17 protein-coding genes are annotated in these 24,208 nt (G+C 58.8%); 11 read left to right on the top strand and 6 right to left on the bottom strand.

Features of this window, described 5'->3' with window-relative positions:
- The first annotated feature begins 77 nt into the window (after nt 1-77).
- From cofD to cofH, 3 genes are read left to right on the top strand one after another with little or no spacing between them, the layout of a single operon-like run.
- Nucleotides 78-1,034 carry a 2-phospho-L-lactate transferase gene (gene cofD / locus ACNKU7_RS11895; protein ID WP_418297206.1) on the top strand — a complete coding sequence of 319 codons (957 nt, stop codon included), beginning with the start codon at nt 78-80 and terminating at the stop codon, nt 1,032-1,034.
- A 26-nt stretch (nt 1,035-1,060) separates the two neighbouring features.
- Nucleotides 1,061-1,795, top strand: coding sequence for a 2-phospho-L-lactate guanylyltransferase (gene cofC, locus ACNKU7_RS11890; RefSeq protein ID WP_418297205.1), 735 nt, complete (start codon nt 1,061-1,063; stop codon nt 1,793-1,795).
- Between the two features lie 13 nt (nt 1,796-1,808).
- Nucleotides 1,809-4,286, top strand: a complete 2,478-nt coding sequence (gene cofH / locus ACNKU7_RS11885; RefSeq protein WP_418297204.1) for a 5-amino-6-(D-ribitylamino)uracil--L-tyrosine 4-hydroxyphenyl transferase CofH — start codon at nt 1,809-1,811, stop codon at nt 4,284-4,286.
- Between the two features lie 66 nt (nt 4,287-4,352).
- Here cofH and ACNKU7_RS11880 read toward each other — a convergent pair whose 3' ends face one another.
- A complete protein-coding gene (locus ACNKU7_RS11880) occupies nt 4,353-5,387 on the bottom strand; it encodes a zinc-binding dehydrogenase (RefSeq protein WP_418297203.1) in 1,035 nt (344 codons plus the stop codon).
- Nucleotides 5,388-5,639: 252 nt separating this feature from the next.
- Between ACNKU7_RS11880 and ACNKU7_RS11875 the strand changes: the two genes are divergently transcribed.
- From ACNKU7_RS11875 to ACNKU7_RS11860, 4 genes are all read left to right on the top strand, one after another.
- A complete protein-coding gene (locus ACNKU7_RS11875; protein WP_418297202.1) occupies nt 5,640-6,401 on the top strand; it encodes an SDR family NAD(P)-dependent oxidoreductase in 762 nt (253 codons plus the stop codon).
- Between the two features lie 86 nt (nt 6,402-6,487).
- Nucleotides 6,488-7,309 (top strand): ThuA domain-containing protein, encoded by an 822-nt coding sequence (locus ACNKU7_RS11870; protein WP_418297201.1) that lies wholly within the window; start codon nt 6,488-6,490, stop codon nt 7,307-7,309.
- An 11-nt stretch (nt 7,310-7,320) separates the two neighbouring features.
- Nucleotides 7,321-8,508 carry an acyl-CoA dehydrogenase family protein gene (locus tag ACNKU7_RS11865; RefSeq protein ID WP_418297200.1) on the top strand — a complete coding sequence of 396 codons (1,188 nt, stop codon included), beginning with the start codon at nt 7,321-7,323 and terminating at the stop codon, nt 8,506-8,508.
- Between the two features lie 83 nt (nt 8,509-8,591).
- A complete protein-coding gene (locus ACNKU7_RS11860) occupies nt 8,592-9,740 on the top strand; it encodes an aromatic ring-hydroxylating oxygenase subunit alpha (protein ID WP_418297199.1) in 1,149 nt (382 codons plus the stop codon).
- A 48-nt stretch (nt 9,741-9,788) separates the two neighbouring features.
- On the opposite strand, the gene mmsB is transcribed toward ACNKU7_RS11860, so the two are convergent.
- The 3 genes from mmsB to ACNKU7_RS11845 form a co-directional block, all read right to left on the bottom strand.
- Nucleotides 9,789-10,676, bottom strand: a complete 888-nt coding sequence (gene mmsB, locus ACNKU7_RS11855; protein ID WP_418297198.1) for a 3-hydroxyisobutyrate dehydrogenase — start codon at nt 10,674-10,676, stop codon at nt 9,789-9,791.
- An 82-nt stretch (nt 10,677-10,758) separates the two neighbouring features.
- Nucleotides 10,759-11,919 carry an acyl-CoA dehydrogenase family protein gene (locus ACNKU7_RS11850; protein ID WP_418297197.1) on the bottom strand — a complete coding sequence of 387 codons (1,161 nt, stop codon included), beginning with the start codon at nt 11,917-11,919 and terminating at the stop codon, nt 10,759-10,761.
- A 36-nt stretch (nt 11,920-11,955) separates the two neighbouring features.
- Nucleotides 11,956-13,446: a CoA-acylating methylmalonate-semialdehyde dehydrogenase gene (locus ACNKU7_RS11845; protein WP_418297196.1), complete on the bottom strand. Its 1,491-nt coding sequence runs from the start codon at nt 13,444-13,446 to the stop codon at nt 11,956-11,958.
- A gap of 214 nt (nt 13,447-13,660) precedes the next feature.
- Between ACNKU7_RS11845 and ACNKU7_RS11840 the strand changes: the two genes are divergently transcribed.
- Nucleotides 13,661-14,539, top strand: a complete 879-nt coding sequence (locus ACNKU7_RS11840; RefSeq protein ID WP_418297195.1) for a helix-turn-helix domain-containing protein — start codon at nt 13,661-13,663, stop codon at nt 14,537-14,539.
- 69 nt (nt 14,540-14,608) lie between these two features.
- Here the strand turns inward: ACNKU7_RS11840 and ACNKU7_RS11835 are convergent, their stop codons facing one another.
- A complete protein-coding gene (locus ACNKU7_RS11835; RefSeq protein ID WP_418297194.1) occupies nt 14,609-17,743 on the bottom strand; it encodes an efflux RND transporter permease subunit in 3,135 nt (1,044 codons plus the stop codon).
- 11 nt (nt 17,744-17,754) lie between these two features.
- The gene (locus ACNKU7_RS11830) at nt 17,755-18,930 is read right to left on the bottom strand and encodes an efflux RND transporter periplasmic adaptor subunit (RefSeq protein WP_418297193.1); all 1,176 of its coding nucleotides are present in this window, start codon (nt 18,928-18,930) and stop codon (nt 17,755-17,757) included.
- Nucleotides 18,931-19,532: 602 nt separating this feature from the next.
- Between ACNKU7_RS11830 and ACNKU7_RS11825 the strand changes: the two genes are divergently transcribed.
- The 3 genes from ACNKU7_RS11825 to ACNKU7_RS11815 all read left to right on the top strand — a co-directional run bounded on the left by ACNKU7_RS11825 (nt 19,533) and on the right by ACNKU7_RS11815 (nt 24,195).
- The gene (locus tag ACNKU7_RS11825) at nt 19,533-20,741 is read left to right on the top strand and encodes an acetyl-CoA C-acetyltransferase (protein WP_418297192.1); all 1,209 of its coding nucleotides are present in this window, start codon (nt 19,533-19,535) and stop codon (nt 20,739-20,741) included.
- A gap of 44 nt (nt 20,742-20,785) precedes the next feature.
- Complete coding sequence (locus ACNKU7_RS11820; RefSeq protein ID WP_418297191.1) at nt 20,786-22,939, top strand: 3-hydroxyacyl-CoA dehydrogenase NAD-binding domain-containing protein; 2,154 nt, start codon at nt 20,786-20,788, stop codon at nt 22,937-22,939.
- 83 nt (nt 22,940-23,022) lie between these two features.
- Nucleotides 23,023-24,195 (top strand): acyl-CoA dehydrogenase family protein, encoded by a 1,173-nt coding sequence (locus tag ACNKU7_RS11815; RefSeq protein ID WP_418297190.1) that lies wholly within the window; start codon nt 23,023-23,025, stop codon nt 24,193-24,195.
- Nucleotides 24,196-24,208 lie beyond the last annotated feature (13 nt).

Raw genomic sequence — 24,208 nt, 5'->3', positions numbered from 1 at the left:
AATTGGTCGCGCGTGCTATTGCGCTTTCGCTACATCAGTGAATGGCCGCCGTTTTGGCGGATAGGGGGAGATGGATTTTGTCTGGCTTTTCTAACAAGGTTTTGGCGCTGTCCGGCGGTGTCGGCGGCGCCAAGCTCGCGCTTGGATTGCAGCATTGCCTTGCCGAAGGTCAACTCACGGTAGTCGCCAATACGGGCGATGACTTTGAGCACCTGGGCCTGAACATCTGCCCGGACATCGATACGTTGCTGTATACGCTGTCGGGCATTGGTGATCAGGAACGGGGCTGGGGGCTCGCCGGGGAAACCTGGCAGTGTCTGGGCGCGCTGGAAGCGCTCGGAGGTGACACCTGGTTCCAGCTTGGCGACCGCGACCTGGCCACACACTTGCTGCGTACCCAGCTGGCGGCGGCCGGCAAAAACCTGACCGACATTACCGCATGGATTGCGCGGCGCCTCGGTATCGCCACGCGGATACTGCCCATGTCGAATGACCCGGTACGCACACTGGTGCACAGTGAAATTGGCGTGTTGGCATTCCAGGAGTATTTCGTGCGTGAACGCTGCCGTCCGGCGGTGTCCGGTATCGAGTTCGCCGGCATTGAATCCGCGGTGTTGAATCCCCAGGCGCAGGCTGAACTTCAGGACAGCGCGCTGGATGCGGTCGTGGTCTGCCCGTCGAATCCTTTTTTGAGTGTGGACCCGATCCTGGCGTTGCCCGGTTTTCGGGATGCGCTGGTGCGCACACCTGCGCCGGTGGTCGCGGTATCGCCAATTGTTGCTGGCAGCGCGATCAAGGGGCCGACGGCAAAAATGATGGCCGAGCTGCAGATGCCTGTGACCTGTAACGCGGTAGCAGATTACTACCGGGGCTTTGTCGACGGATTTGTGATTGACGAGCGCGATGTTGCGCAGGCCAGGGACATCGAGGCGATGGGGCTCCGGGTTCTGGTTACAAACACGTTGATGCGCTCGCTGGATGAGCGCATCACCCTGGCCAGGGATGTGCTGCAGTTTGCGCAGTCTTTGCACTAGTTTTCTATGGAGGGAGGAGTGCCACCATGTGGGCGTTATTACCCTTGAAGCGGGCCAACGAAGCCAAGCAGCGGCTGGCATCGGTGCTGTCTGCAGAGGAGCGGCGCGAACTGTTTTTGGCAATGGCTGGCGATGTGCTGGCGGTTTTGCAGGCGCACCCGGACATTGACAATGTCCTCATTGTTAGCGACGACCTTGATGCGACCCGCCTGGCGGGCCACTACGGTGCCGAGCGGATACCGGAGCCTGAGACCGGAGGCCTGAACCAGGCTGTTCGGGCCGGCGTTGCCGAGCTGGGCCGCCGCGGCATCCGGGAGGTGATCGTCGTGCATGGGGACTTGCCCATGATTGAGGGTGCAGAGCTTTCCGAGTTGATCCGCGTATCCCGCCAGCAGGGCGCACTCGGTGATGCTGCCGTAACCGGTCTGACCCTGGCGCCCGACCGTCATCACAAGGGCACCAATTGCCTGATCTGTGATCCGGCTGCCGAGCTGAGCTTTCACTTTGGTACGAACAGTTTTGCCGCGCATGTGCGTGAGGCGAAACAGTGCGGACTGGAGCTGCAGCTGGTGTTTGCGCCAGGACTGTCGCGGGATATCGATTCCCCTGAGGATTTATTGACGCTCGCCCGCTGTGAACGTGAAGGTGTTGCCTCGCAGTCGAGGCAGTACCTGCAAGCCAGTGGTCTGCTTGATCGCTTGTTGCCATCGGGAATTGCGCGCTGGCGAAATCTGGAACAGGCGCTTAACCGTGTCGGTTAACGAGGGTAGACATGTGAACAGCACCGCTTTTTTTGAATCCGGGTTGCCGACCGATGGGGCTGCGCTCGACCTGGCTGCAAATACGGATACCGCGAGCCTGATGGCGCGGGCCCGCGCCATACGCGACCAACGCTACCGCAATCTGGTGACGTATTCCCGCAAAGTATTTGTGCCGCTGACCCATTTGTGCCGGGATGTTTGTCACTACTGCACCTTTGCCCAGACCCCGCGTCATGTAGAACAGCCATACATGTCAGTGGATCAGGTGCTGGCATCAGTGCGGCAGGGAGAGGCGCTCGGTTGCAAGGAAGCCCTGTTTACACTGGGGGAACGGCCGGAAGACCGGTATTCCGCTGCCCGAGATGCGCTGCGGGAAATGGGATTCGCTTCGACCCTGGAATATGTGGCTCACGTTGCCGGCCGCGTGCTCGAAGAGACCAGCGTACTGCCGCACATCAATGCAGGGTGCATGAGCCTCGAGGAATTGCGCATGTTGCGGCCGGTATCGGCGTCCATGGGGTTAATGCTGGAATCGTCCGCGCAACGCCTGTGTGATAAAGGCATGCCGCACTATGGCTCCCCTGACAAAGTGCCCGCCCGCCGGTTGGAAACCATTCGCCTGGCGGGAGAGGCGCGGGTGCCTTTTACCACCGGTATCCTGATTGGTATCGGTGAGACACGCCGGGAGCGGATCGAGTCGCTGTTGGCGATCCGCGCGCTGCACCACCAGTACGGCCATATTCAGGAAGTGATCGTGCAGAACTTCCGGGCCAAGCCGGACACAAAAATGGCGCAGTCCCCGGAGCCTGATCTGGAAGACCTGCTGTGGACCATCGCCGTAGCGCGCCTGATTTTCGGTGCCGATGTCAGCATCCAGGCACCGCCCAATCTGAGCCCTGGTGTATTGCCGCAGTTAGTGAATGCGGGCATCAACGACTGGGGTGGGGTTTCGCCGCTGACGCCGGATTTTGTCAATCCAGAAGCGCCCTGGCCGCATGTGGATCAGCTTGAACGGGAGTCGGCCCTGGCTGGCAAGATCCTGCAGCAGCGACTGACCATTTATCCGGAATATATTCAGGCGGGGGATTTCTGGCTCGACGGCAAACGCTATACCGATGTGCTGCGCTTGAGTGACGCCGAAGGGTATCCGCGCACCGACGACTGGCTTTCAGGCCGCAGTGGCGATGCCCCATCGCGCCACACTGCAGGCGAGTCCGCCTCCGGCTCTGCCCGGCTCGTTGCGGAGGATCTGCGCGCGATCGTTGCCAGGGCGGCAGATGGCGAGACCCTTTCCGAACCAGAGGTTGTGCGGCTGTTCCAGGCGCGCGGACCGGAAGTGGATTTTGTGTGCCGGGCCGCAGACAAACTGCGTCAGGCGGTCAATGGCGAGCGGGTACACTATGTGGTGAACCGCAATATAAACTATACGAACGTCTGCTATTTCAAATGTCAGTTCTGCGCGTTTTCCAAGGGGAAACTGAGCGAGAACCTGCGCGGCCGTCCTTACGATTTGGATCCGGCGGAAATCCGCCGGCGCACGGCGGAAGCCTGGAGCCGGGGCGCAACCGAAGTCTGCCTGCAAGGGGGTATACACCCGGAATATACCGGCCAGACCTATCTGGATATCCTGCGCGAGGTGAAGTCGGCCGCGCCGGCCATCCATGTACATGCGTTCTCGGCACTGGAAATCTGGCAGGGAGCCAAGACCCTGGGCATCCCGGTGTCGGACTTCCTGCGGCAATTACAGGACGCCGGTCTCGGCACGCTCCCGGGCACTGCCGCCGAAGTGCTCGATGATGAGGTGCGTGCGATCCTCTGTCCCGACAAGATCAATACCCGCGAGTGGCTTGAGGTGATCGAGGCCGCGCACAATGTGGGACTTCGCACCACTGCGACCATTATGTTTGGGCATGTAGATCGGCCCATACACTGGGCGCGGCACCTGTTGCATATCCGCGCGTTGCAGGCGCGTACCGGCGGCTTTACCGAGTTTGTACCGCTGCCATTTGTCGCGCAGGAATCGCCGCTGTACCGCAAGGGCAAGGCCCGTTCGGGCCCCACTTTTCGCGAAACCCTGCTGATGCATGCGGTGGCGCGACTCGCGCTGCATACGCTTGTCGACAATATCCAGACATCCTGGGTGAAAATGGGCGAAGCTGGCACCGCGGCCTGCCTGAACAGCGGGGCGAATGACCTTGGGGGCACTCTGATGAATGAAACCATCACACGCTCGGCGGGCGCGACCCACGGCCAGGAAAGAACGCCGGCGATGATGGAGGCCTCCATTCGATCCATGGGGCGCATACCTCGACAGCGCACCACCATGTACGGCGAGGTCCCGGCGGAGCGGGTTGCCGCATCCCACGGTGCTGAGCAACTGGCGGAAGTGGTGAATACACCACTGAGTGCCCGGGGCAGCCGTTGTGGGGAGCGGGTGGAACTTATCCGATCTACGGTAGAAGTGGACCTTGGCGAGCCGGCAACGGCCTGAACCCACTGGCAATATTAGCGGGTGAGGGATAGGAAGTGCGGCCGGGTTGCGGCCGCACAACCAGTGTTAATCAATGCGGGTTAACACCTTGCACTGGTGGCTTGGGGTTTTCAGCTCTTCGAACGCGTAGGGCAGCTCTTCCAGCGGCACTATGTCGGTAATCATCGGCGTCACATCAATGCGTCCGCTCGCGAGCATCGCAATGGCGGTTTCAAAATCGTCCTTGGTATAGGCGATGGCAAACTGAACGCTCAGCTCCTTGATCAACCCGAGGAAGGGCATGAAGCTGTCGGGTTGCTCGCACACGCCCACCGGTACAATTTTGCCGCCATATGGAGCGATTTCCATGCATTGCTGCAGCAGACCCGGTGCGCCCACACATTCGAAGATGATGTCCGGGGCGGCGCCACTCAGGTCGCAGACCTGTTCCAGCAGCGCTGCCGCGCCTCCCGCCAGATCAGGCTTGATCACATGGGTGGCCCCCATGGTTTCGGCCAGCTTGGCCCGCGAAGTTGCCAGCTCGCTGACAATCACATCCCTGGCGCCAAAAAACTTCGCCCACAAGGCGACGGTCAGGCCGATGGGGCCTGCACCCATGATCAGCACCCGGCTGCCCGCTTTCAGCCCGGCTACGCGTACCGCGTGCAGGCCGACTGCAAGGGGCTCAACCAGCGCGGCCGTCTGCAATTCAAGTTCATCCGGCAACACAATGGTTTCCAGGCCGCCGGTGGTCACGTACTGGGCAAACCCGCCCTGGTCGTCGACACCCGATACTTTCTTGTTCATACACTGGAAAAACTGGCCGCTGACGCAGGCGACGCACCTGCCGCAACCGATAAACGGCAGGGCGCACACGCGGTCGCCGACCTTCCAGTTTCCAGCCGCTTCACTGCCAACTTCGGCAATCTTGCCAACAAATTCATGTCCCAGGATCCTGCCGCAGCAGGCGGTGGTCAGGCCCTCGCGGGTGGCATGCAGGTCGGTACCACAGACTCCGCAATAGGCGACTTCGACAACCAGTTCATTGGGTTCGGGTGTGGGGTCTTCCACGGATTCGACACTGAGTGGCTGACCAACTTCCTTGAAAATCGCGGCCTTCATGATGTGCTCCCGTTGCATGTGAGGGTGGCAGGCGATCCCTGTTACGGGCCAGTTGCATTGATAGCCGGCGGGCGTGAACAGGGCCAGTTCAGCCAGATTATCCCCCATAAAACAAACAGTCAAATCTGATTGTTTTATGGGGTGGGGTTTGGTACCTTCAGTTGAAAATGCCCAATTGATGATCAGGGAATGCGTGGTTGCGTGCGCCCGACAGCGCGAGCAGGCCGCTTCCTTCACAACAAGGAGATCGCTATGGACCTCGGACTTTCCGGAAAGAAAGCGGTGATTACCGGTGCAACGCGCGGTATCGGCCGCGCAATTGCAGACCAGTTGGCTCGCGAGGGTGTTGACCTTGCGATTTGCGCGCGCAACCAGGAGGAGGTTGATAAAGCGGTTGCGGCGCTCGCCGGGCACGGTGTCCGTGTTACTGGTGCAGTGGTGGATGTCGCCGACAAGGCGGGCTATCAGGAGTGGGTGGCCCGCGCCGGTGATGAACTGGGTGGCATCGATATCTTCGTACCGAATGTGAGCGCCGGCGGTGGTGTCATGTCGGATGAAGGTTGGATCAACAACCTGAATATCGACGTGCTGGGCACGACCCGCGGCATTGAAGCGGCGATGCCATTCCTGGAAGCTTCCGATGCGGCTTCAGTGGTCATTATTTCGAGCACTGCAGGTGTTGAAACCTTTATGGGACCGCAGCCCTACAATGCCATCAAGGGCGCGCTGGTGATCCACGGCAAGCAACTCAGCCAGTCGCTGGCGCCCATGGGCATCCGCGTGAATTGCGTGTCGCCGGGCCCGGTCTATTTCGATGGCGGTGCCTGGGAATACATCAAGGAAAATATGCCGGAACTGTATGACGGCACCCTGGCGCAGATTCCCCAGGGGCGCATGGGCAGCCCGCAGGAAATTGCCAATGCGGTGGTATTCCTCGCCAGCCCGGCAGCGAGCCTGATCACCGGCGTCAACCTGGTTGCCGACGGCGGCTTTACCAAGCGCGTACAACTCTAGGCCTGCGCAAGCGGGCCGCCCTCACCGGTATTGCTGGCCGTCCGCCGCATCGCTTGTCTCGTTAACAACCTTTGCGGACATGAATCATGGGAAAAAGTGATCGCATCGATGTATACCTGGTGGCCGGTGGCAAATACCACAATATTGACCATGCCCGGCTGGAAATTCTCAAGTTGCTGGCCGAGCAGCCGCGGATCAAGGTGCGGGTAGGGGAGGATTACAGTGATATCGAGGCCATCTGTGCTTCGGATTTCATCATTACCTATACCTGCGACGTGATTCCCTCTGCGGAAGAAACCCGACGCCTGTGTGACTACGTGCGCAGTGGCCGCAAGTGGTTTGCCCTGCACGGCACCAACTCGATCCTGCGTTTCCTGGTTAATGACGGCGATTTTATTGTCGATTGCCCGGAAGAGAACGTCCCCTTTGCCCATCTCCTGGGCAGCCAGTTTATGGCGCACCCGCCTATTCACGAGTACGACGTGCTGGTGACTGAACCGGAACACGAACTGGTGAAGGGCATCCCATCGTTCAAGGTGGATGATGAACTTTACCTTAGCAAGTTTCACGGTGAGTACCAGACGCTGTTGCATACGCACTGGTCAGAACCGGTGGCAAACTTTACCAGTACCGAATGGATGAAGAAGGACGATATACAGCCAGTGATGTATATCCATCCCTATGGTGACGGCCAGGTGCTGTACCTGACGCTGGGGCATTGCCGCGGTAAATACGACATGCAGCCGGACATCGAAGAGTACCCGGTACCGGAAGAGGGCGCCTGGCGCTCCGAAGAGTTCTATGAATTATTGCGCCGGGGTATCCAGTGGGCCATGGAACCGGTGCCCGGGACTTCCTGCGAGCCGGTAACGGTGCAGCCGGCTGAAACCGCAGTGGCCGAGAGCTAACGGAGTTTACGATGGATTTTTCCTTTAGCCCCGCCGAGATCGAATTCCAGCGGGAAGTGCGTCAGTTTCTAAAACAAAATCTGCCGCAACATATCGTTGAAGCAACCAGAAACAGCAGCAGCGTATTTGTAGAGAAAGAAATAGCGCTGGAATGGCAGCGTATTCTGGCAGAAAAAGGGTGGGCGGCACCGCAGTGGTCGGTGGAACATGGCGGTACAGACTGGACGCCGGTGCAAAAGTACCTGTTCAGCAAGGAATGCTATAAAGCCGGCGCGCCGATGCTGATTCCACTTGGGTTGCTGATGCTGGCACCGGTCATCATGGCCTTTGGCAGTGATGAGCAGAAAGCCGAGTTGCTACCGAAGATCCTGAACGGCGACCACTACTGGTGCCAGGGGTACTCGGAGCCGGGAGCAGGCTCGGATCTCGCGAGCCTGAAGCTGAAGGCGGTCGCCGATGGCGATGATTACATCGTCAACGGTACCAAGATCTGGACCACTCACGCCCACCTTGCCGACCATATCTTCTGCCTGGTGCGCACCGACAGCGACTGCAAGCCACAAAATGGAATCAGCTTCCTGCTGATCGACATGAATACACCGGGAATCACCGTTGAGCCGATCATTACCATGGCCGGCCAGCACGAGGTCAACCAGGTATTCTTCGACAACGTCAGGGTGCCGCAGAAAAACCGCATTGGCGAGGAAAACAAAGGCTGGACCTATGCCAAATACCTGCTGGAGTTTGAGCGCGGCGGTGCGTTCAGTAGCGACCGTATCGAACAGGAACTGTTGCACCTCCGCTCGCTGATGGAGGATGCGCGCAGGGAAAATCCCGGGTTTGATCGCAGTGGCAATCTGGCGCGCCGCCTGGCGAGGATCGAAATCGATCTCAAGGCGCTGCAGATTACCGAACTCAGGATCCTGTCCACCGTGAGCGCCGGCGGTAACCCCGGCGCGGAGTCCTCTACGCTCAAGCTGTTCTACACCCCGATCGAGCAGGCCATCAACGAGCTTGCGGTGCAGGTGCTGGGGTACCGGGCGGTGGCTTTGGATGTGCCTGCAAACGGTAGTGGTGAGCATGCGGATTATGTTTCATCGATTGTTCCGCGCTACCTCAACAACCGGGCAGCTTCCATTTTCGGGGGCTCGCTGGAGGTGCAGCGCAATATCGTGGCCAAGTGGGCGCTCGGGCTTTGAGTTTGATCCGGAGTCAAACGCGCGATTCGCGCGAAGTATGGACAACGGTGGTTTTGAACCAGAACTACTGACGGAGAGCATGTATGCAACGGGATGACCTGGTACAGGAAATCAAGACGCTGATGGATCTGGTGGAGCGGAATACCACCACCCTGGCTGACAGCGTGATGGAAATAGACGTTAATGAATATACCGACTCGGCGCAGTTCGAGCGGGAAAAAACAGCGTTGTTTCGGGATTATCCCCAGTTTGTAGGCCCCAGTTGCCTGATACCGAAACCCGGTGACTACTTTGCGTTCGATGATACCGGCATACCGATTCTGGTTGTGCGGGCTGCCGACGGTACCCTGAATGCCTTCGTAAATATCTGCTCCCACCGCGGCGCACCCCTGACGGATTGTGCCAGCGGCCAGGCGCGCCGCGGAAAAATGTTTTCCTGTCCTTACCACGGTTGGAGTTACAACCTGGAGGGCGACCTGGTGGGGATTCCCTTCGGCAAGGAGGGTTTTCCCGGGCTGGATCGCAGCAAGCTGGGCTTGCGCAAGCTGCAGGTCGAGGAAAAATACGGGATGATTTTCGTGATGCCCAACCCGGATTTGCGCTTTGATATCGACGAGGTCCTGAGCGGGATACAGGAGCGTGTATCCGGTTTCGGATTCGAAGATCACCACTATCTGGGGGTGAAGCAAGTCCATACTGACTTCAGCTGGAAGCTCAATATGGATACCTTCCACGAGTTCTATCACTTTGAATATCTGCACCCGCAAAGTGTGGGGGCGATGGCTTACAGCAATGTGGCCAATTACAAACAGTACGGGCGCAACCATTCACTGGGATCGGCAACCCTGCAGATCAATGACCTGAAGCAGGTGCCTGAGCAGGACTGGCAGCCGCGGGAATACAGCTCCTATGTGAATTATATTTTCCCCAATACCGTCATTTTTGTGGTCAACGACCACTTCCAGACCTGGCGCGTGTATCCGATCAGCCCGGATCGCTCTGTGGTGTACCACAGCATGTTCATTCCCCAGGCGCCCAAGGACGAGGCGGAGCAGCAGGCGTTTGAAGACTACTTCCAGATGATCAACGACATCGCGGTTGCGGAAGATTACGGCCTGGTGGACAAGGTACATCGCGGGTTGCAGTCGGGGCTTGATCGCAAGGTGGTGATTGGTCGCAATGAACCGGGTGTGCAGAACATGCACCGCCAGATCAAAGAGGTACTTGCCTGATACTTCGCAAGCAGGGCTGGTCGAGTGCGCTCGGCCAGCCCGAATGTGTCAGGCCAGAATTTCCAGAATGCTGGAGAAATCCTTTCTGCCATCCCCCGCCGCCTGCTTCTGCCGGAACAGGGATTCCGCCTGTTCTCCCAGGGGAATCTTGCTTCCGGTCGCGCGTGCGTTGGCGGTAGCCAGGCCGAGATCCTTGGTCATAAGGTCGACCATAAAGCCCGGGGTATAACCGTTGGACGCCGGGCTGTCCATGACACCCGGGTAGGGGTTGTAGAGCTCCAGAGACCAGTTGCGGCCCGAGCTTTTCAGCATGATCTCGGAGAGGACTTTCGGATCCAGCCCGCACTTAACACCCATTTGCAGCGCCTCGCTGGTGCCGATCATATGGATCGCGAGCAGCATGTTGTTGCACTGCTTGGCTACCTGACCCGCGCCGTGGGCGCCCGCGTGGAAAATATTCTTGCCCATATCCGCCAGTATCGGCTGCGCGCGCGCGAAGGCTTTATCGCTGCCGCCACACATAAAGGTCAGGGTTCCGGCCCTGGCCGCCGCCACGCCGCCTGAAACCGGCGCATCGAGCATGTCGATGCCCCTGAATGCACAGGCCTGCGCGACTTTATTCACCGTTTCCGTGTCGATCGTCGAGCAGTCCAGCACCAGGGTGCCGTAGGGGAGTTTATCCAGCACGCCGTCGGTAGTTTCAGTGCCGAGATAGACATCGGCGACATGTTTGCCTGCAGGCAGCATGGAGATTACGACCTCGGCGCCTTCGACGGCGTTCAGTGGGGAGCGCGCGGCAGCTCCGCCAAGCGCCTGGAGCTGTTTCAGTGGTTCTTCCAGCAGGTCGTAGGCCCGCACTGTGTGGCCTGCCTGAAGCAGGTTTGCCGCCATGGGGCCGCCCATATTACCGAGTCCGATAAACGCGATTGAAGCCATTGCCGGTTTCCTCCTGCAAGTGGTGATGTTCTGGCGAAGGCGCCGGCCTTTTCGATTGGAAAAGCCCGCGCCTGTAGCTTGTTCAGTTGACCAGATAGCTGTATCGATCCGATAACAGCTGACGGGATACGATCATGCGCATGACTTCGTTGGTGCCCTCGAGAATACGGTGCACGCGCGCATCGCGGAAGTAACGCTCCACGGCGTATTCGCGGATATAACCGTAGCCGCCGTGCAGCTGGATGGCGTCGTCGCAGATCGTAAAACAGGTGTCGGTGGCGAAGCGCTTGGCCATGGCGCAGAAGCTGGTTCGATCCGCGTCGCCACTATCGAGTTTGCTGGCGGCGAGCCTGACCATCTGCCGTGCGGCAATCAGCCCGGTGGCCATGTCGGCCAGCTTGAACTGGGTATTCTGGAAGTCGGCAATCGCGCGCCCGAACTGCTCGCGCTCTTTCACATAAGCCGTGGTGCGATCCAGGCAGGCGCGGGCGGCACCGAGTGAACAGGCGGCGATATTGATACGCCCGCCATCCAGGCCCTCCATGGCCAGCTTGAAACCGTCTCCCTCTGCGGCCAGCAGGTTGCCTGCCGGCACCCGTACATCATCAAACGTGACGGTGCGGGTCGGCTGGCTGTGCCAGCCCATTTTTTCCTCTTCCTGACCGTAGCCGATGCCGGGTGAGTCCGCCGGTATCGCCAGGCAGCTGATGCCTTTTGCCCCGGGGCCGCCGGTGCGCACCATGGTGATCAGGAGATCCGTCGAGCCCGCGCCGGAAATAAAACACTTGCTGCCGTTGACGAGGTATTCGTCGCCCTGGCGTTCGGCGCGGGTAGACAGCGCCGCGGCATCGGAACCGGCTCCGGGTTCGGTGAGGCAATAGCTGGCCAGCTTGTGGCCGAATGCGAGCGGCTCACACCACTGCTGTTTCAGCGCGGTTGTGCCGTAGCGCGCGAGCATATTTGCGGCCATGTTGTGGATGCTGATATACGCCGCGGTCGATGTGCAGCCGGTGGCCAGCGCCTCGATGATGATCGCGCTGTCCAGCCGGCTGAGGCCGACGCCGCCATCCTGCTCGGGCATATACAGGGACATAAACCCGAGCGCTCCGGCTTCGACGAGTGTCTCGCGCGGAAAAATATGTTCGCCATCCCACTGGCCGGCGTTTGGTGCCAGCTGCGACTCGGCAAACTTCTGCGCACTGTCCTGCAGGGCGAGCTGGTCGGCACTGAGTTGGTATTGCATGGTTCCTCCCGCTTAGAGGTAATGCGCCCTGGTGTTCTATTTCATTGCGATGGTCATGTTCGGGGCCGATACCCTGGTGGCCTTCCAGGATGCCGTGACCGTCTTGGTTTCGGTATAGAAGCGCACGGCCTGTTTGCCGTACGCGTGCAGGTCGCCCATAAAGGATTTTTTCCAGCCGGTGAAAGAGAAGAACGGCAGCGGTACGGGAATGGGAATGTTGACTCCGACCTGACCCACTTGCACTTCGTGCTGGTAGCGCCGGGCGTGGATGCCCGATGTAGTGAAAATCGACGTGCCGTTGCCGTAGGGGCTGCTGTTGACCAGTTCCAGCGCAGCGTCGAGGGAATCCGCGTGCATGCAGCACACTACCGGGCCAAAAATTTCCTGCTGGTAAATATCCATTTCCGGAGTGACATCGGTGAACAGCGTTGGGCCGAGCCAGTTGCCATCCGGGTAGCCTTCAACCTCGATCCCGCGGCCGTCGAGCACACAGGTTGCACCCTGGTCGATACCACTTTGTACCAGGTGCTGCACGCGCTCCAGGGCGCTCCGGCTGACGAGCGGCCCGTAGGCGGCGTTGGCATCGCTCCAGACCCCGGGGCGCACTTTGGCAAGGCGCTCGGCCAGCTCGCCGGCCCATTCGATGGTATCGCCCACAAACACGATGACACTGATCGCCATGCAGCGCTGGCCGGCCGCACCTACGGTGGCACCCACCAGGGTATTCATGACCGTCTCGCGATCCGCATCGGGCATGACCACCATATGGTTCTTGGCACCCGCAAAACACTGGGAGCGTTTCAGCAGGTTGGTGGTCGAGCGGTATACATGCTCGGCAACCGGCACGGAGCCCACGAATGAAGTTGCGACAATGTCCGGATGCTGGATCAGTTGATCCACCTGCTCTTTGCCGCCGTGAATCATCTGCACAATACCCGCGGGCGCACCCGCCTGCTGGAACAGCTCGAGGAGTCGTACGGTGGCGAGCGGCACCTGTTCGGACGGCTTCAGGATCATCGCGTTGCCACAGGCCACCGCCATCGGAAACATCCACAGCGGGATCATCGCGGGGAAGTTGAATGGGGTAATCCCCAGGGTCACCCCAATGGGTTGCACCAGGCTGTAGGTGTCCACGCCGGATGCCACATTTTCCACAGTTTCCCCCATCAGCAGCGAAGGCACATTGCAGGCGTGCTCAACCACCTCAATGCCCCGCCATACATCGCCCATGGCGTCTTCCAGGGTTTTGCCGTTGTCTTCGGCGAGAATCTCTGCGATTTCCTGCTGGTGTTCCTTCAGCAGTTGCTGGTAGCGCAGCATCAGGCGCGCACGCACGGGCACCGGCGTGTTGCGCCATTCCTCGAAGGCGGCCTTGGCGCCGGCCACTGCAAGGTTGATTTCTTCTGCGGTGCAAAAGGGCACCTCAGCCAGCACAGACTGGTCCGCAGGATTGATTACAGGTTGCCGGGTGGTTGAGTTGCTCTGGATAAACTCGCCGTTCATGAGAATCGGAACTTGTCTGGTCATTTCGCTGGCTCCTGGCAGTGCAAGGGGAACACCCTATGAGATTCTGTGCATCGACTTCTGCCCGGGGCTCATTGCCGGCGGGCAGGCATGGCGCACGAGTGTTTATGTGCTGAAAAATACTTTACTCTGATCAAGCGGTTGCAACAGAGCACAAATTGCGTCATATATGGACGATATTGCGGTGTAACTATCACTGGCCCCAGAGCGAGACCCTATGAGCGAGCCATCTTCCTGGCCTCTTACGGAAAAGGGACTGCGTTTTCTTGCCCCTAAATTCATTCTCGATCACCTGCGCGAGAATGTGCTGACCCGCGAGTGCTACCCGACAGCGATCGGCTATTACCCCAACGCCGCCGGCCATGCGATGCGCCGGGATAATCACGACGACTATCTGCTGCTGTATTGTGAGGATGGGAAAGGGCAGGTATCTACGGCTGATTTCAGCAGTGTCGTGCAAAAGGGCGATGTGCTGATCCTGCCGCGGGGTATGGCACATGAATACTGTGCCGATCACAACACCCCCTGGACTATCTACTGGTGCCATTTTCGCGGGCAGCTGGCACAGGCTTTCCTTGACCATATCGGACTGGATCAGCAACGGCCGCTTATCGGTGGCATCGCGGCTCCCGCGCTGCAATCCAGTTTCAAATCGCTTATGAGCATCGCCAGAACGGGATATGGCAAGAAGGCATTCGTGCATGCGGCCAATCAGTTGCGGCAGCTACTCACGCTGTTGGCGCGTTTGCAGAAGGAGCGTCGCGGTATCGATGGGAGTTTCGAATACGAATTGATTCGAGGCTATATGCAGGACAATATCGACCAGGGCGTGAGTCTTGAAGAACTGGCCTCTATCTGCAACCTTTCTAAGTATCATTTTTCCAGAAAATACAAAGAGTTAACCGGCTATTCACCACTGCAGCATTTCACTCACCTGAAAATTGAGCACGCCTGCGCACTGCTGGATAGCTCCGGCCTGAGCGTGGGCCAAATTGCCTTTCAACTTGGTTACGACGACCCTTTGTATTTTTCTCGTACCTTTAAGAAGATCACCGGGCTATCTCCGGCGAATTATCGACGTTCCGACCGCCGTTAACTCCAGTCCTTCAAAAAAAAAGCCCCGGGAAGTGATTTCCCGGGGCTTTTTTATGGGCTGCATGGCATTTTATTGTGGAGGGCTGGCCGGTGTTCCTCCTGTGATGCGTCCCACTAGGTTCTGCTTCAGCCTGGCGGTAGCGGTGCTGATATCCACCCCTATACCGTAAAGGGCGGGGACGAGCAGGAGAGTGACGAAGAACGCAACGAATACCCCGAACGCCAGCGCGACCACAATCGGTTGGAGGAATGCGGCCTGGATACTCCGTTCCAGCATCATTGGCAGCAGGCCGACAATCGTGGTGACAGTGGTGAGCAGGATCGGGCGGAAGCGGGAGACGCCGGCCTCCACGACGGCCTTTAATGGTTCCATTCCGCGATCGCGCAGGCGATTGCACTGATCCATCAACACCAGGTTATCGTTCACCACAACCCCGGCTGCTGCGGCGATGCCAAAGTAGCTGAAGATGGCCATGGTCATTCCCATGGCGGCATGGCCAAGAATGGCGCCGACAAAGGCAAACGGAATGGCCACCAGGATCAGGATGGGTTGTGCGTAGCTGCGGAACGCCACGGCGAGCAAACTGTACATGGCAAAGAAAGCCATGGTGTAGAGCCCGAGCACTTCCTGGACAAAGCGCTTTTCACCTTCCGCCTGGCCGATTGCGCCGCGAATGATACCTGGGTAGCGCTTTTCCCAGTCCGGGAAGAAGTTCTCATCCAGGTCTTTCATGATCTCGCCGCGCACATCGTCTTTCAGGTCTGCCATGACCCGGGCGGCGCGGTTGCCATTCCAGCGCTGGATACGCTTGATGCCGGGGGCGTATTCGAGATCTGCCACGGCCAGCAGCGGCACCTCGTGACCGTCACTGGTGCGCACGCGAAAATCTTTCAGGCTTTCAATGGAGCGACGGGCCTCCAGCGGGTAGCGCACCATGACCTTCACATCCTGGCCGGCTCTGGGCAGGCGCTGTACCTCTTCACCGAAGTAGGCCTGGCGTACCTGGCGGTTGACCTCGGCCAGGGTCAGGCCGAGCTTGGTGGCACCGGGCTTCAAGTCGATGCGAATTTCCTCTGAGGCTCCTTCGAGGTTATTGCGAATATCGTACAGGCTCTCGTAGGTACGCAGTTTCTGTTCGAGATCTGCAGTGGCTGCACGTAACACGTCGAGATCCGGGTGACGAATCGAAAGCTCAAATCCGGGTCCGTTGTTGTTGAATGAGTACTGCACGGAAACTTCCTTGGCATCCGGAATATCGCCGAGCAGTTCCCGCAAGCGCAGAGCTGCTTCTTTTGCGGTCATGTCGCGCACTTCCGGTGGTGCGAGCTGGACGATGGCCATCACGCTGTCGCGGCGCGAACGGGTATACCAGTTTTCGATCAGGGCACCTTCACCGTTGGTGCGCTGGTTTACTTCTTCTTCAAGGCGCTTTTCCGCATCCTGTAGCTGGGCCAGTACTTCCAGTGCACGGCTATAGGGCGCACCTTCCGGCATGACCACATTGACGATCACCTGGTCCGATTCGATATCCGGCATAAAGCTTTTCTTTACCCAGCCATTGCCGAACATTCCGAAACCGATCATGAGCACTGCGACGAAAATGCTCAGGGTGAGGTAGCGGCGATCCACTGCCCACTGTCCAATACGTCGGTAGTGGTTCTGCGCAAAGTGCACGATACCGTCGGCGATACGCTTCTGGATGCGTCCAAAGCGGCCGAGCTTTGTGCGCGGTTTCAGGTTGCTCAGGTGTGCCGGAAGAATGAACAGCGATTCAATCAGGGAGAACAGCAGGGCAAGGATGACAACCCAGGTGATGTGCCGGGTGAAGTCGCTGGTGGAGCCGCTGATAAAAATCCACGGCAAAAAAGCGAGGATCGTAGTGACAACGGCAAATACCACAGGCTTGGCTACCAGCTGGGTGCCGATTACGGCCGCATTCAGGCGGCCCCCTGGGCCCTGGTGTTCGGGATTGTGGGATTCGGTATGGATACTTTCTCCGACGACTATTGCATCGTCCACGACGATCCCCAGAACAAGAAGGAAGGCGAAGGTCGACAGCATGTTCAGGGAGACACCGACGCTAGGCAGCAGCACAAACGCACCCGCATAGGCAGTGGCGATGCCCATTGCAACCCAAAGGGCTACTTTCGGTCGCAGGCTGAACAGCAATACCAGCAACACCAGGATCAGGCCCTGGAATGCAGAGCTGCCGATGGTTTCCAGGCGGCCTTTGAAGTCTTCTGCGTTGTCGGTCCACAGGGTGAGCTTGGCACCGGCGGGCAGTGTTTCACTGCGCTCTTCAATCCATTTGCGAATGGACGCCGAGGCGGTGACGATATCCATGGTCTCGGTGCTCATCACCTGCAGCAGCACGGCCGGCTCGCCGTTCAGGGTGGCGAGGATTTCGTTGTCTTCGAAACCGTCCACGATGGTAGCGACATCGCCCACACGAATGTTGCCGCCGTCTGCGGTCTCGCGCACGATGATCTTGGCAAACTCCTGTTCAGTGTCCGCCTGGTTGCGTACCTTCAGCTGGTAGGTGCCGACTTCAGTGCGCACGGCACCGGCGGACTGGTTCAGGGAGTTTGCGCGAATGGCGTCGGCTACTTCCTGAAAGGTCAGCCCGTAGCGACGCAGGGCGACCTCGCTCACCTCAATGGAGACTTCCTCCATGCGCGTGCCGAACAGCTCCACGATGGAAACCGCGGGCAGGGTCGCCGCTTCGCGTCGCAATTGCTCCGCCAGCCGTTTGAGCGCCCGCTCACCGAGGTCACCGTGTACCGCCACGCGGATGAACTCCTGCCGGTTGACCCACTGGTGTACCTGTGGCGGTTCGATGTCACGGGGGAAAGACGAGATGCCGTCGACGCGTATTTTCACATCGTTCATAAAACGGGCGAAATCCACGTTCGATTCCGCGAGGATATACACCTCGCCCTGGCTTTCGCCGGATGAGGATCGTACCCACTCTATGTTGTCGAGGTCGCTGACGGCTTCCTCGATGCGCGACACGATCTGCTCTTCCACTTCCTGTGGTGCGGCACCGGGCCAGGAGACGCGAATTTCCAGCCCGGGGAAGCGTACCTGCGGATCCATCTCCCGTTCCATACTGCCAAAACCGATAAGGCCGGCAACGAAAATCCCCACCATGGCGAGGTTGGCGGCGACGCTGTTGCGAGCCCACCATGCAATCAGACTGTTCATGGTTTGCTCCCTTACTTGCGGGCCAGCTGGGTAATCGGCTGGACTTCCATGCCATTGACGACGTTGGCGATGGCAGAGGTAACAACGCGTTCACCATCTTCAATACCGGAGGCAATTACCACCCGGTTTTCGGAAGTGGAAAGTATTTTTACCGTGCGGATATCCAGACGATTGTCATCGTCGATGACATAGACTTTGTCGGCGCTGCGCAAAGCCTCCCGTGGCACAACGAGTGCATTTTGCTCCTGCTGTCCTTCCGCTTCAGCGGTGACAAACAGGCCCACAGCGAGCGGTGCGCCGTTGCTGGCGCCTTTGCCATAGGGATCCTGCACTTCCGCCACCGCGTAAATCAGCCGGGTTTGCTGGTCCACCGCAGCCTGGGTGCGCACAATGCTTCCTCGCCACTGGCGCTCCTGCGCGCCAACCTGGGCAGACAGCGTAACCTGTGGGCCGGGATTCTCAGCGGAGGCGACAAAGCCCATGGGTAGCGCCAGTTCCTGCAGCTGGGAATCGGTGAGGGGCAGGCGAATTTCTACCCGATCGGTAGCAAAAACGCGGCCCAGGGAAGTGCTTGCGGTTACGTACTGGCCGACACCGACCTGCCGGCTGACCACTCGGCCGCGGAAAGGTAGTTTGATTTTGGTGCGGGCCAGGTTCAGTTCTGCATCCGCCAGTTCGGCGCGGGCGGAGCGGAGGTTGGCTTCTGCCTCGGCCACTTGCGGCTTGTTGACCTGCAGCGGGGTGGGCTCCTTGTTGGGATTGAGCGCCAGCCACTGCTGGCGTTTGACGGTCGCCGCCGCCTCGGCCTGGAGCAACAGGACTTTCGCCTGCTCGACGCCAGCCTGGGCGCGCGCAACCGCGAGGCGGAAATCGGCATCGTCCAGCTGAATCAATGTTTGCCCGGGTTCAAAGCCCGCACCTTCGGCGAAGTTCTCCGCGATCGAGACCACGCGGCCGGAGACCTGCGGTGTCAGGTCAATTTCAGTGTGCGCGCGGACCTCCCCCTGGGTGGAAACTGCAAGGTGAACCGCTTCCTCCCGAGCTTCGGAGTAGAGCAGCGACACCGGGCGCTGTTCCTCTTCTTTTTTCTCGGGCGCAGGCTTGGTTGCGGCCATCATTTGAACTACCCCAAACCCCAGTGCGATCACGGCAACCGGAGCGGCCGCTTTCAAAAATTTGTTTTTCATTTGTCTCTTCTTGCCTGGATTGCGGAACTCGCCATTGCAACGACTGATCAGGATCGGAATTCATGGAATCACGGAAGTCCGACCGCTGGCTACGTGCCAGGCGTCGGAACGAGCCGGATCAGCGTCGAATGTCATTTTTGCCAGTCAGGGTTATGACTACGGCGGGGAAGAATTTGGATGCGGCGCTGAGAAATATTTTTATTGGAACGGGCGTGCTCAATTCATTGCCCGGCTCGCGAATGGCGAGGGGCGGTAGGTTGCTCGTAGCGGGCGCCTACCCGCGCAAAGTCATTCCCGACTAAGCGTGAAGAGATTTGCCAGCGATACAGCAACTTCTCTGGCTAGGCGCCGTGTGCACAGGTGTGCCGCAACATGGCACATGAAACGGCTGCGGGGATTGTGGTGTCTTGCATGACATTCGTTGGCAAGCATTGCGCGATACCTTTGCTGGCGGCACAAAATGTCAATTTCTGTCCGTGGATGTGCTTGTTGCCCGTAGTTACACCACACCATAATGCATAAAAGGTTCATATTTGCTGCCAGAGGTCATGGCGCTGTCTGTTTATGGGCTCCGTACAATCGGACAACTACAGGAAATAGCGATGACTCACACTGCCTATATCTATGACGCCCTGCGAACCCCTCGGGGTAAGGGCAAAAAAGATGGCTCCCTGCACGAGGTGAAGCCGGTCGCTTTGGGCGCCGGGCTGTTGCGCGCTTTGCAGCAGCGTCATGATCTCGATACCAGCCGCGTGGATGATGTGGTCATGGGGTGTGTATCGCCGGTGGGTGAGCAGGGTGGCGATATTGCCAAGACCATGGTTCAGTTTGCCGACTGGGATGAAAGTGTCGCCGGTGTGCAGCTGGATCGTTTCTGTGCTTCCGGACTTGAGGCGGTCAACATCGCAGCGATGAAGATTGCCTCGGGCTGGGAAGACCTGGTGGTGGCTGGCGGTGTGGAGTCCATGTCGCGGGTGCCCATGGGGGTTGCCGGCGGAGCCTGGATCAATGATCCGGAGGTCAATGTACACGGCGGTACTGTGCCCCAGGGGATAGGCGCCGATACCATCGCCACCATTGAGGGCTGGAGCCGCGAAGCGGTGGATGCCTACGCGCTGGTTTCGCAGCAGCGTGCGGCGGCGGCCCAGGCCCAGGGTTTTTTTGACCGCTCGGTAGTTCCGGTTGCCGACCTTAATGGCATGACCATCCTGGAAAAGGATGAATTCATCAAACCGAATACCACCATGGACATACTCGGGCAGTTGAAACCGTCGTTCGCGGCTATGGGCAGCATCGGTTTTGATGACCTGATGTTGCGTAAATACCCGCATCTGCCGGCAGTAAATCATGTGCACACACCGGGCAATTCTTCCGGGATCGTCGATGGTGCCTCGGCCGTATTGATTGGCAGCGAGCAGGCTGGCAAGGATCTGGGTCTCACTCCCCGCGGCCGTATCGTCGCCACCGCGGTGCTTGCCACTGATCCCACCATCATGCTCATAGGCCCGGGGCCAGCGGCGAAAAAAGTGCTTGCCAAAGCCGGCATGACCACCAGTGACATTGACCTGTTCGAAATCAATGAGGCGTTTGCAGCGGTGGCACTGCGCTTCATGAAAGACCTCGATATCTCCCACGAAATTACCAACGTCAACGGCGGCGCCATCGCCATGGGCCATCCGCTCGGCGCTACCGGCGCGATGCTGGTTGGCACGATGCTGGACGAGCTGGAGCGGCGCAACCTGAAACGCGGGCTGGTCGCTTTGTGCGTGGGTGGCGGGCAGGGCATCGCCACCATTATTGAACGCGTGTGACCGGTTACGGACGATCAACAAAAAATTCAGAGCGGGTGAGAGCAATGGCTGACAAATTCCACGGATTTATCTACGACAAAGACAGCGACGGCATAGTGACGGTCACCATGGATATGGATGGCCCGGTCAATGCCATGAATGAACAATACCGCGCCGCAATGGCGGAAACCCTGGATCGACTCGAGGTCGAGGACGGACTGACCGGGGTGGTGCTTGCCTCGGGCAAAAAGACCTTTTTTGCCGGTGGCGATCTTAAGGCGATGCTGGTGGTGCCTAAAGGTGAAGAGGCGCAGCAGTTCGACATGATAGAACTGGGTGTGAAACAGCCACTGCGCCGGCTGGAAAAATTGCCGGTACCGGTAGTGGCCGCGATCAACGGCGCGGCCCTTGGTGGCGGCCTGGAAATCTGCCTGGCGTGTAATCACCGCATCGCCTGGAATTCGCCCAAGGTATCCATTGGCCTGCCGGAAGTGACACTCGGCCTCCTGCCGGGCGGCGGTGGGGTGGTGCGCTCGATCCACATGCTGGGTCTGGAAAAGGCGCTGCCGATTTTGCTCGAAGGCAAGCACATGCAAGCGCCCGAAGCGCTGGCGGCGGGACTGGTGGATGAACTGGCTGAGGATACCCAGGATCTGGTCTCGGCGGCGAAGCTGTGGATCCATGCCAACCCGGATGGGGGTGAGCAGCCATGGGATAAAAAAGGCCACCGTGTGCCCGGCGGCGATATCTGGAATCCCAAAGTGACCGGCATCCTTGCCGCTGCACCCGCCATGTTGTTCAAGAAAACCCGGGGATTGTTGCCGGCGCCGGAGAAAATTCTCGATGTCGCTGCACAGGCGGTAACCGTGGATTTCGAAACGGCGTTGCGCTATGAGTCCCGTGCACTGGCATACCTGATTACGACACCGCAGGCCAAGAACCTGATATCCACCGGTTTTTTCCAGATGAACAGCGTCAAGAGCGGCGCCAGCCGGCCCAAGGATATCGCCAGGTCGGCGGTGAAGAAGGTCGGCATTCTCGGTGCGGGCATGATGGGGCAGGGTATCGCCTACGCCAGCGCGCGCGCAGGAATTGAAGTCGTATTGAAAGACATTAGTGTGGAAGCAGCGGAAAAGGGCAAGGCCTATTCGGCCAAGCTGCTGGACAAGCAGATCGAGCGTGGCAAGGCCACGGAAGCCGACAAGCAGCAGCTGCTGGGACTGATCAAAGCCACAGATCAGCACGGGGATCTGAGCGGATGCGACCTGATCGTGGAAGCGGTATTTGAGAACATTGAGCTCAAGGCCAAGGTAACCCAGGAAGCGGAACCCTGCCTTGTTGAGGGTGGTATATTCGGCTCCAACACCTCGACCTTGCCAATTTCCCAGTTGGCAGAAGTGAGCCGGAATCCGCAGAATTTTATCGGTATCCATTTTTTCTCGCCGGTAGACAAGATGCCGCTGATCGAGATCATCTGCGGCGCACAGACCAGCGATGAAACCCTGGCAAAAGCCTTTGACTATGCGCAGCAAATTCGCAAGACGCCAATAGTGGTCAACGACTCCCTCGGCTTCTTTACCTCGCGGGTATTCAGCACTTACCTCGATGAAGGTGCACGCCTGCTGGTTGAAGGGCTGGATCCGGTTCTGATTGATGCCATGGGCAAACAGGTGGGGATGCCGGTGGGGCCGCTGGCAATTCAGGACGAAGTGAGTCAGGAACTGACCCGTAAAGCGGCGGAGACCCATCGCGATATGGGGGTGCTCGGAAGCAAGGGCGATAACAGCTGCAATATCGCGGTGTGCGAGCGCCTGATCAGCGAATTCGGCCGCGGCGGCCGCTACCATGGTGGCGGCTACTACGAGTACGCGGAAGACGGCAGCAAGAAAATCTGGCCGAAGCTTTACGAACTCTATTTCAACGCCGAGGCTGAAATGTCGCAGGACGATATCAAGGATCGCCTGCTGTTCCGGCAGGTGGTCGAGAGTCTCAAATGTCTGCAGGAAGGTGTACTGCGCAGTGTGGCCGATGGCAATGTCGGTTCCCTGCTGGGGATTGGCGCACCGGCGTGGACCGGAGGCTTTATCCAGTTTGTGAACAGTTACGGTCTGGAGCAGTTTATCGCGCGCGCGAATGAACTGGCGAGCCGCTACGGTGACCGCTTCCTGCCGCCGTCGATTGTTGCGGATACCTTCGCAGCAGGCGAGACCTTCCGCTGATCAACCGTTCGCGACGAGATCGGGGCCGCTCGCCTGTGCGACCTGCCCCGCGACAATAATAATTACAGTCGAGTGATGCGCGTATGTTGAAGAGAAACTTCACCGAAGAACAGGTGATGTTCCGCGATGCCTATCGGAAATTTCTGCATGAGCAGATAGTGCCTTATATGGAAGCGTGGCGTGAAGCGGGCATTGTCGACCGCCAGGCATTCCGCCGCGCTGGGGAGATGGGCTTTCTGATGGTGTGGCCAGACGAGGCGTTCGGTGGTCTCGGTGATGACGATTTCCGCTTTGAACAGATCATCATTGAGGAAAACCAGTATGCCCTGACCGGCGACTGGTACGCGACGCTTCACAGCCGTCTTGTAGGCCCCTACCTGAAACGATTCGGCACGCCGGAACAGCAGCAACGCTTTTTACCGTCCTGTGTCACCGGCGACACCATCCTTGCCATTGCCATGACGGAACCGGATGCCGGCAGCGATCTTGCCGGTATGCGGGCCACAGCGATCGACCAGGGTGACCATTTCCTGCTGAACGGCAGCAAGACGTTCATTTCCAATGGTATCAATGCCGATCTCATCATCGTTGCCGCCAAGACGGATCCGCAAAACAACCCGCGCCAGATTGGCCTGTTCCTGGTTGAACGGGGCATGGAGGGGTTCGAGCGCGGCCGCAACCTGAAAAAAATGGGCAAAAAAGCCCAGGATACCGCCGAGCTGTTTTTTACCAATGTGCGAATCCCCAGGGAAAATGTGCTCGGTGATCCGGCCAAAGGCTTTTCCTACCTGATGGAAGCGCTTGCCGAAGAGCGCCTGATCGCGGCGACTGAATTTATCGCGGCGGCCCAGAAGGCGTTTGATCTGACCGTCGACTTCGTGCGCGAGCGCAAGATGTTCGGCAAAACCCTGGCGGATTTCCAGAATACTCAATTCAAGCTTGCGGAACTGCGCGCGGAACTGGATATGCAGCAGGTGTATATCGACCAGTGCGTGGCGGCGGTTAATGCCGGTGCACTGACGGCCATCGACGCGGCCAAGGCAAAGCTGGTCACCAGTGAACTGCTATGCCGGGTGGTGGATGAGGGCGTGCAGCTGCATGGTGGATCCGGGTATATGGATGAATACCCGATCTCCCGCATGTACACGGACGCGCGAATTACCCGTATTTACGCCGGCACTTCCGAGGTTATGAAACTGCTGATCAGCCGCGATTGCCTGCGTGAAGATGTAGAACCTTTTGTTGACCGGATGTAACTCACCAATCCTG

The organism is Microbulbifer weihaiensis (genome assembly GCF_048323715.1).
GTDB lineage: Bacteria > Pseudomonadota > Gammaproteobacteria > Pseudomonadales > Cellvibrionaceae > Microbulbifer.
This window is presented reverse-complemented; position numbering and strand designations above follow the sequence as displayed.

Coding starts and splice junctions, on each gene's coding strand:
- cofC (WP_418297205.1), top strand. CDS start 1,061: ATGTGGGCGTTATTACCCTTGAAGCGGGCCAACGAAGCCAAGCAGCGG.
- ACNKU7_RS11880 (WP_418297203.1), bottom strand. CDS start 5,387: ATGAAGGCCGCGATTTTCAAGGAAGTTGGTCAGCCACTCAGTGTCGAA.
- ACNKU7_RS11875 (WP_418297202.1), top strand. CDS start 5,640: ATGGACCTCGGACTTTCCGGAAAGAAAGCGGTGATTACCGGTGCAACG.
- ACNKU7_RS11870 (WP_418297201.1), top strand. CDS start 6,488: ATGGGAAAAAGTGATCGCATCGATGTATACCTGGTGGCCGGTGGCAAA.
- ACNKU7_RS11865 (WP_418297200.1), top strand. CDS start 7,321: ATGGATTTTTCCTTTAGCCCCGCCGAGATCGAATTCCAGCGGGAAGTG.
- ACNKU7_RS11860 (WP_418297199.1), top strand. CDS start 8,592: ATGCAACGGGATGACCTGGTACAGGAAATCAAGACGCTGATGGATCTG.
- mmsB (WP_418297198.1), bottom strand. CDS start 10,676: ATGGCTTCAATCGCGTTTATCGGACTCGGTAATATGGGCGGCCCCATG.
- ACNKU7_RS11850 (WP_418297197.1), bottom strand. CDS start 11,919: ATGCAATACCAACTCAGTGCCGACCAGCTCGCCCTGCAGGACAGTGCG.
- ACNKU7_RS11845 (WP_418297196.1), bottom strand. CDS start 13,446: ATGACCAGACAAGTTCCGATTCTCATGAACGGCGAGTTTATCCAGAGC.
- ACNKU7_RS11840 (WP_418297195.1), top strand. CDS start 13,661: ATGAGCGAGCCATCTTCCTGGCCTCTTACGGAAAAGGGACTGCGTTTT.
- ACNKU7_RS11835 (WP_418297194.1), bottom strand. CDS start 17,743: ATGAACAGTCTGATTGCATGGTGGGCTCGCAACAGCGTCGCCGCCAAC.
- ACNKU7_RS11830 (WP_418297193.1), bottom strand. CDS start 18,930: ATGAAAAACAAATTTTTGAAAGCGGCCGCTCCGGTTGCCGTGATCGCA.
- ACNKU7_RS11825 (WP_418297192.1), top strand. CDS start 19,533: ATGACTCACACTGCCTATATCTATGACGCCCTGCGAACCCCTCGGGGT.
- ACNKU7_RS11820 (WP_418297191.1), top strand. CDS start 20,786: ATGGCTGACAAATTCCACGGATTTATCTACGACAAAGACAGCGACGGC.
- ACNKU7_RS11815 (WP_418297190.1), top strand. CDS start 23,023: ATGTTGAAGAGAAACTTCACCGAAGAACAGGTGATGTTCCGCGATGCC.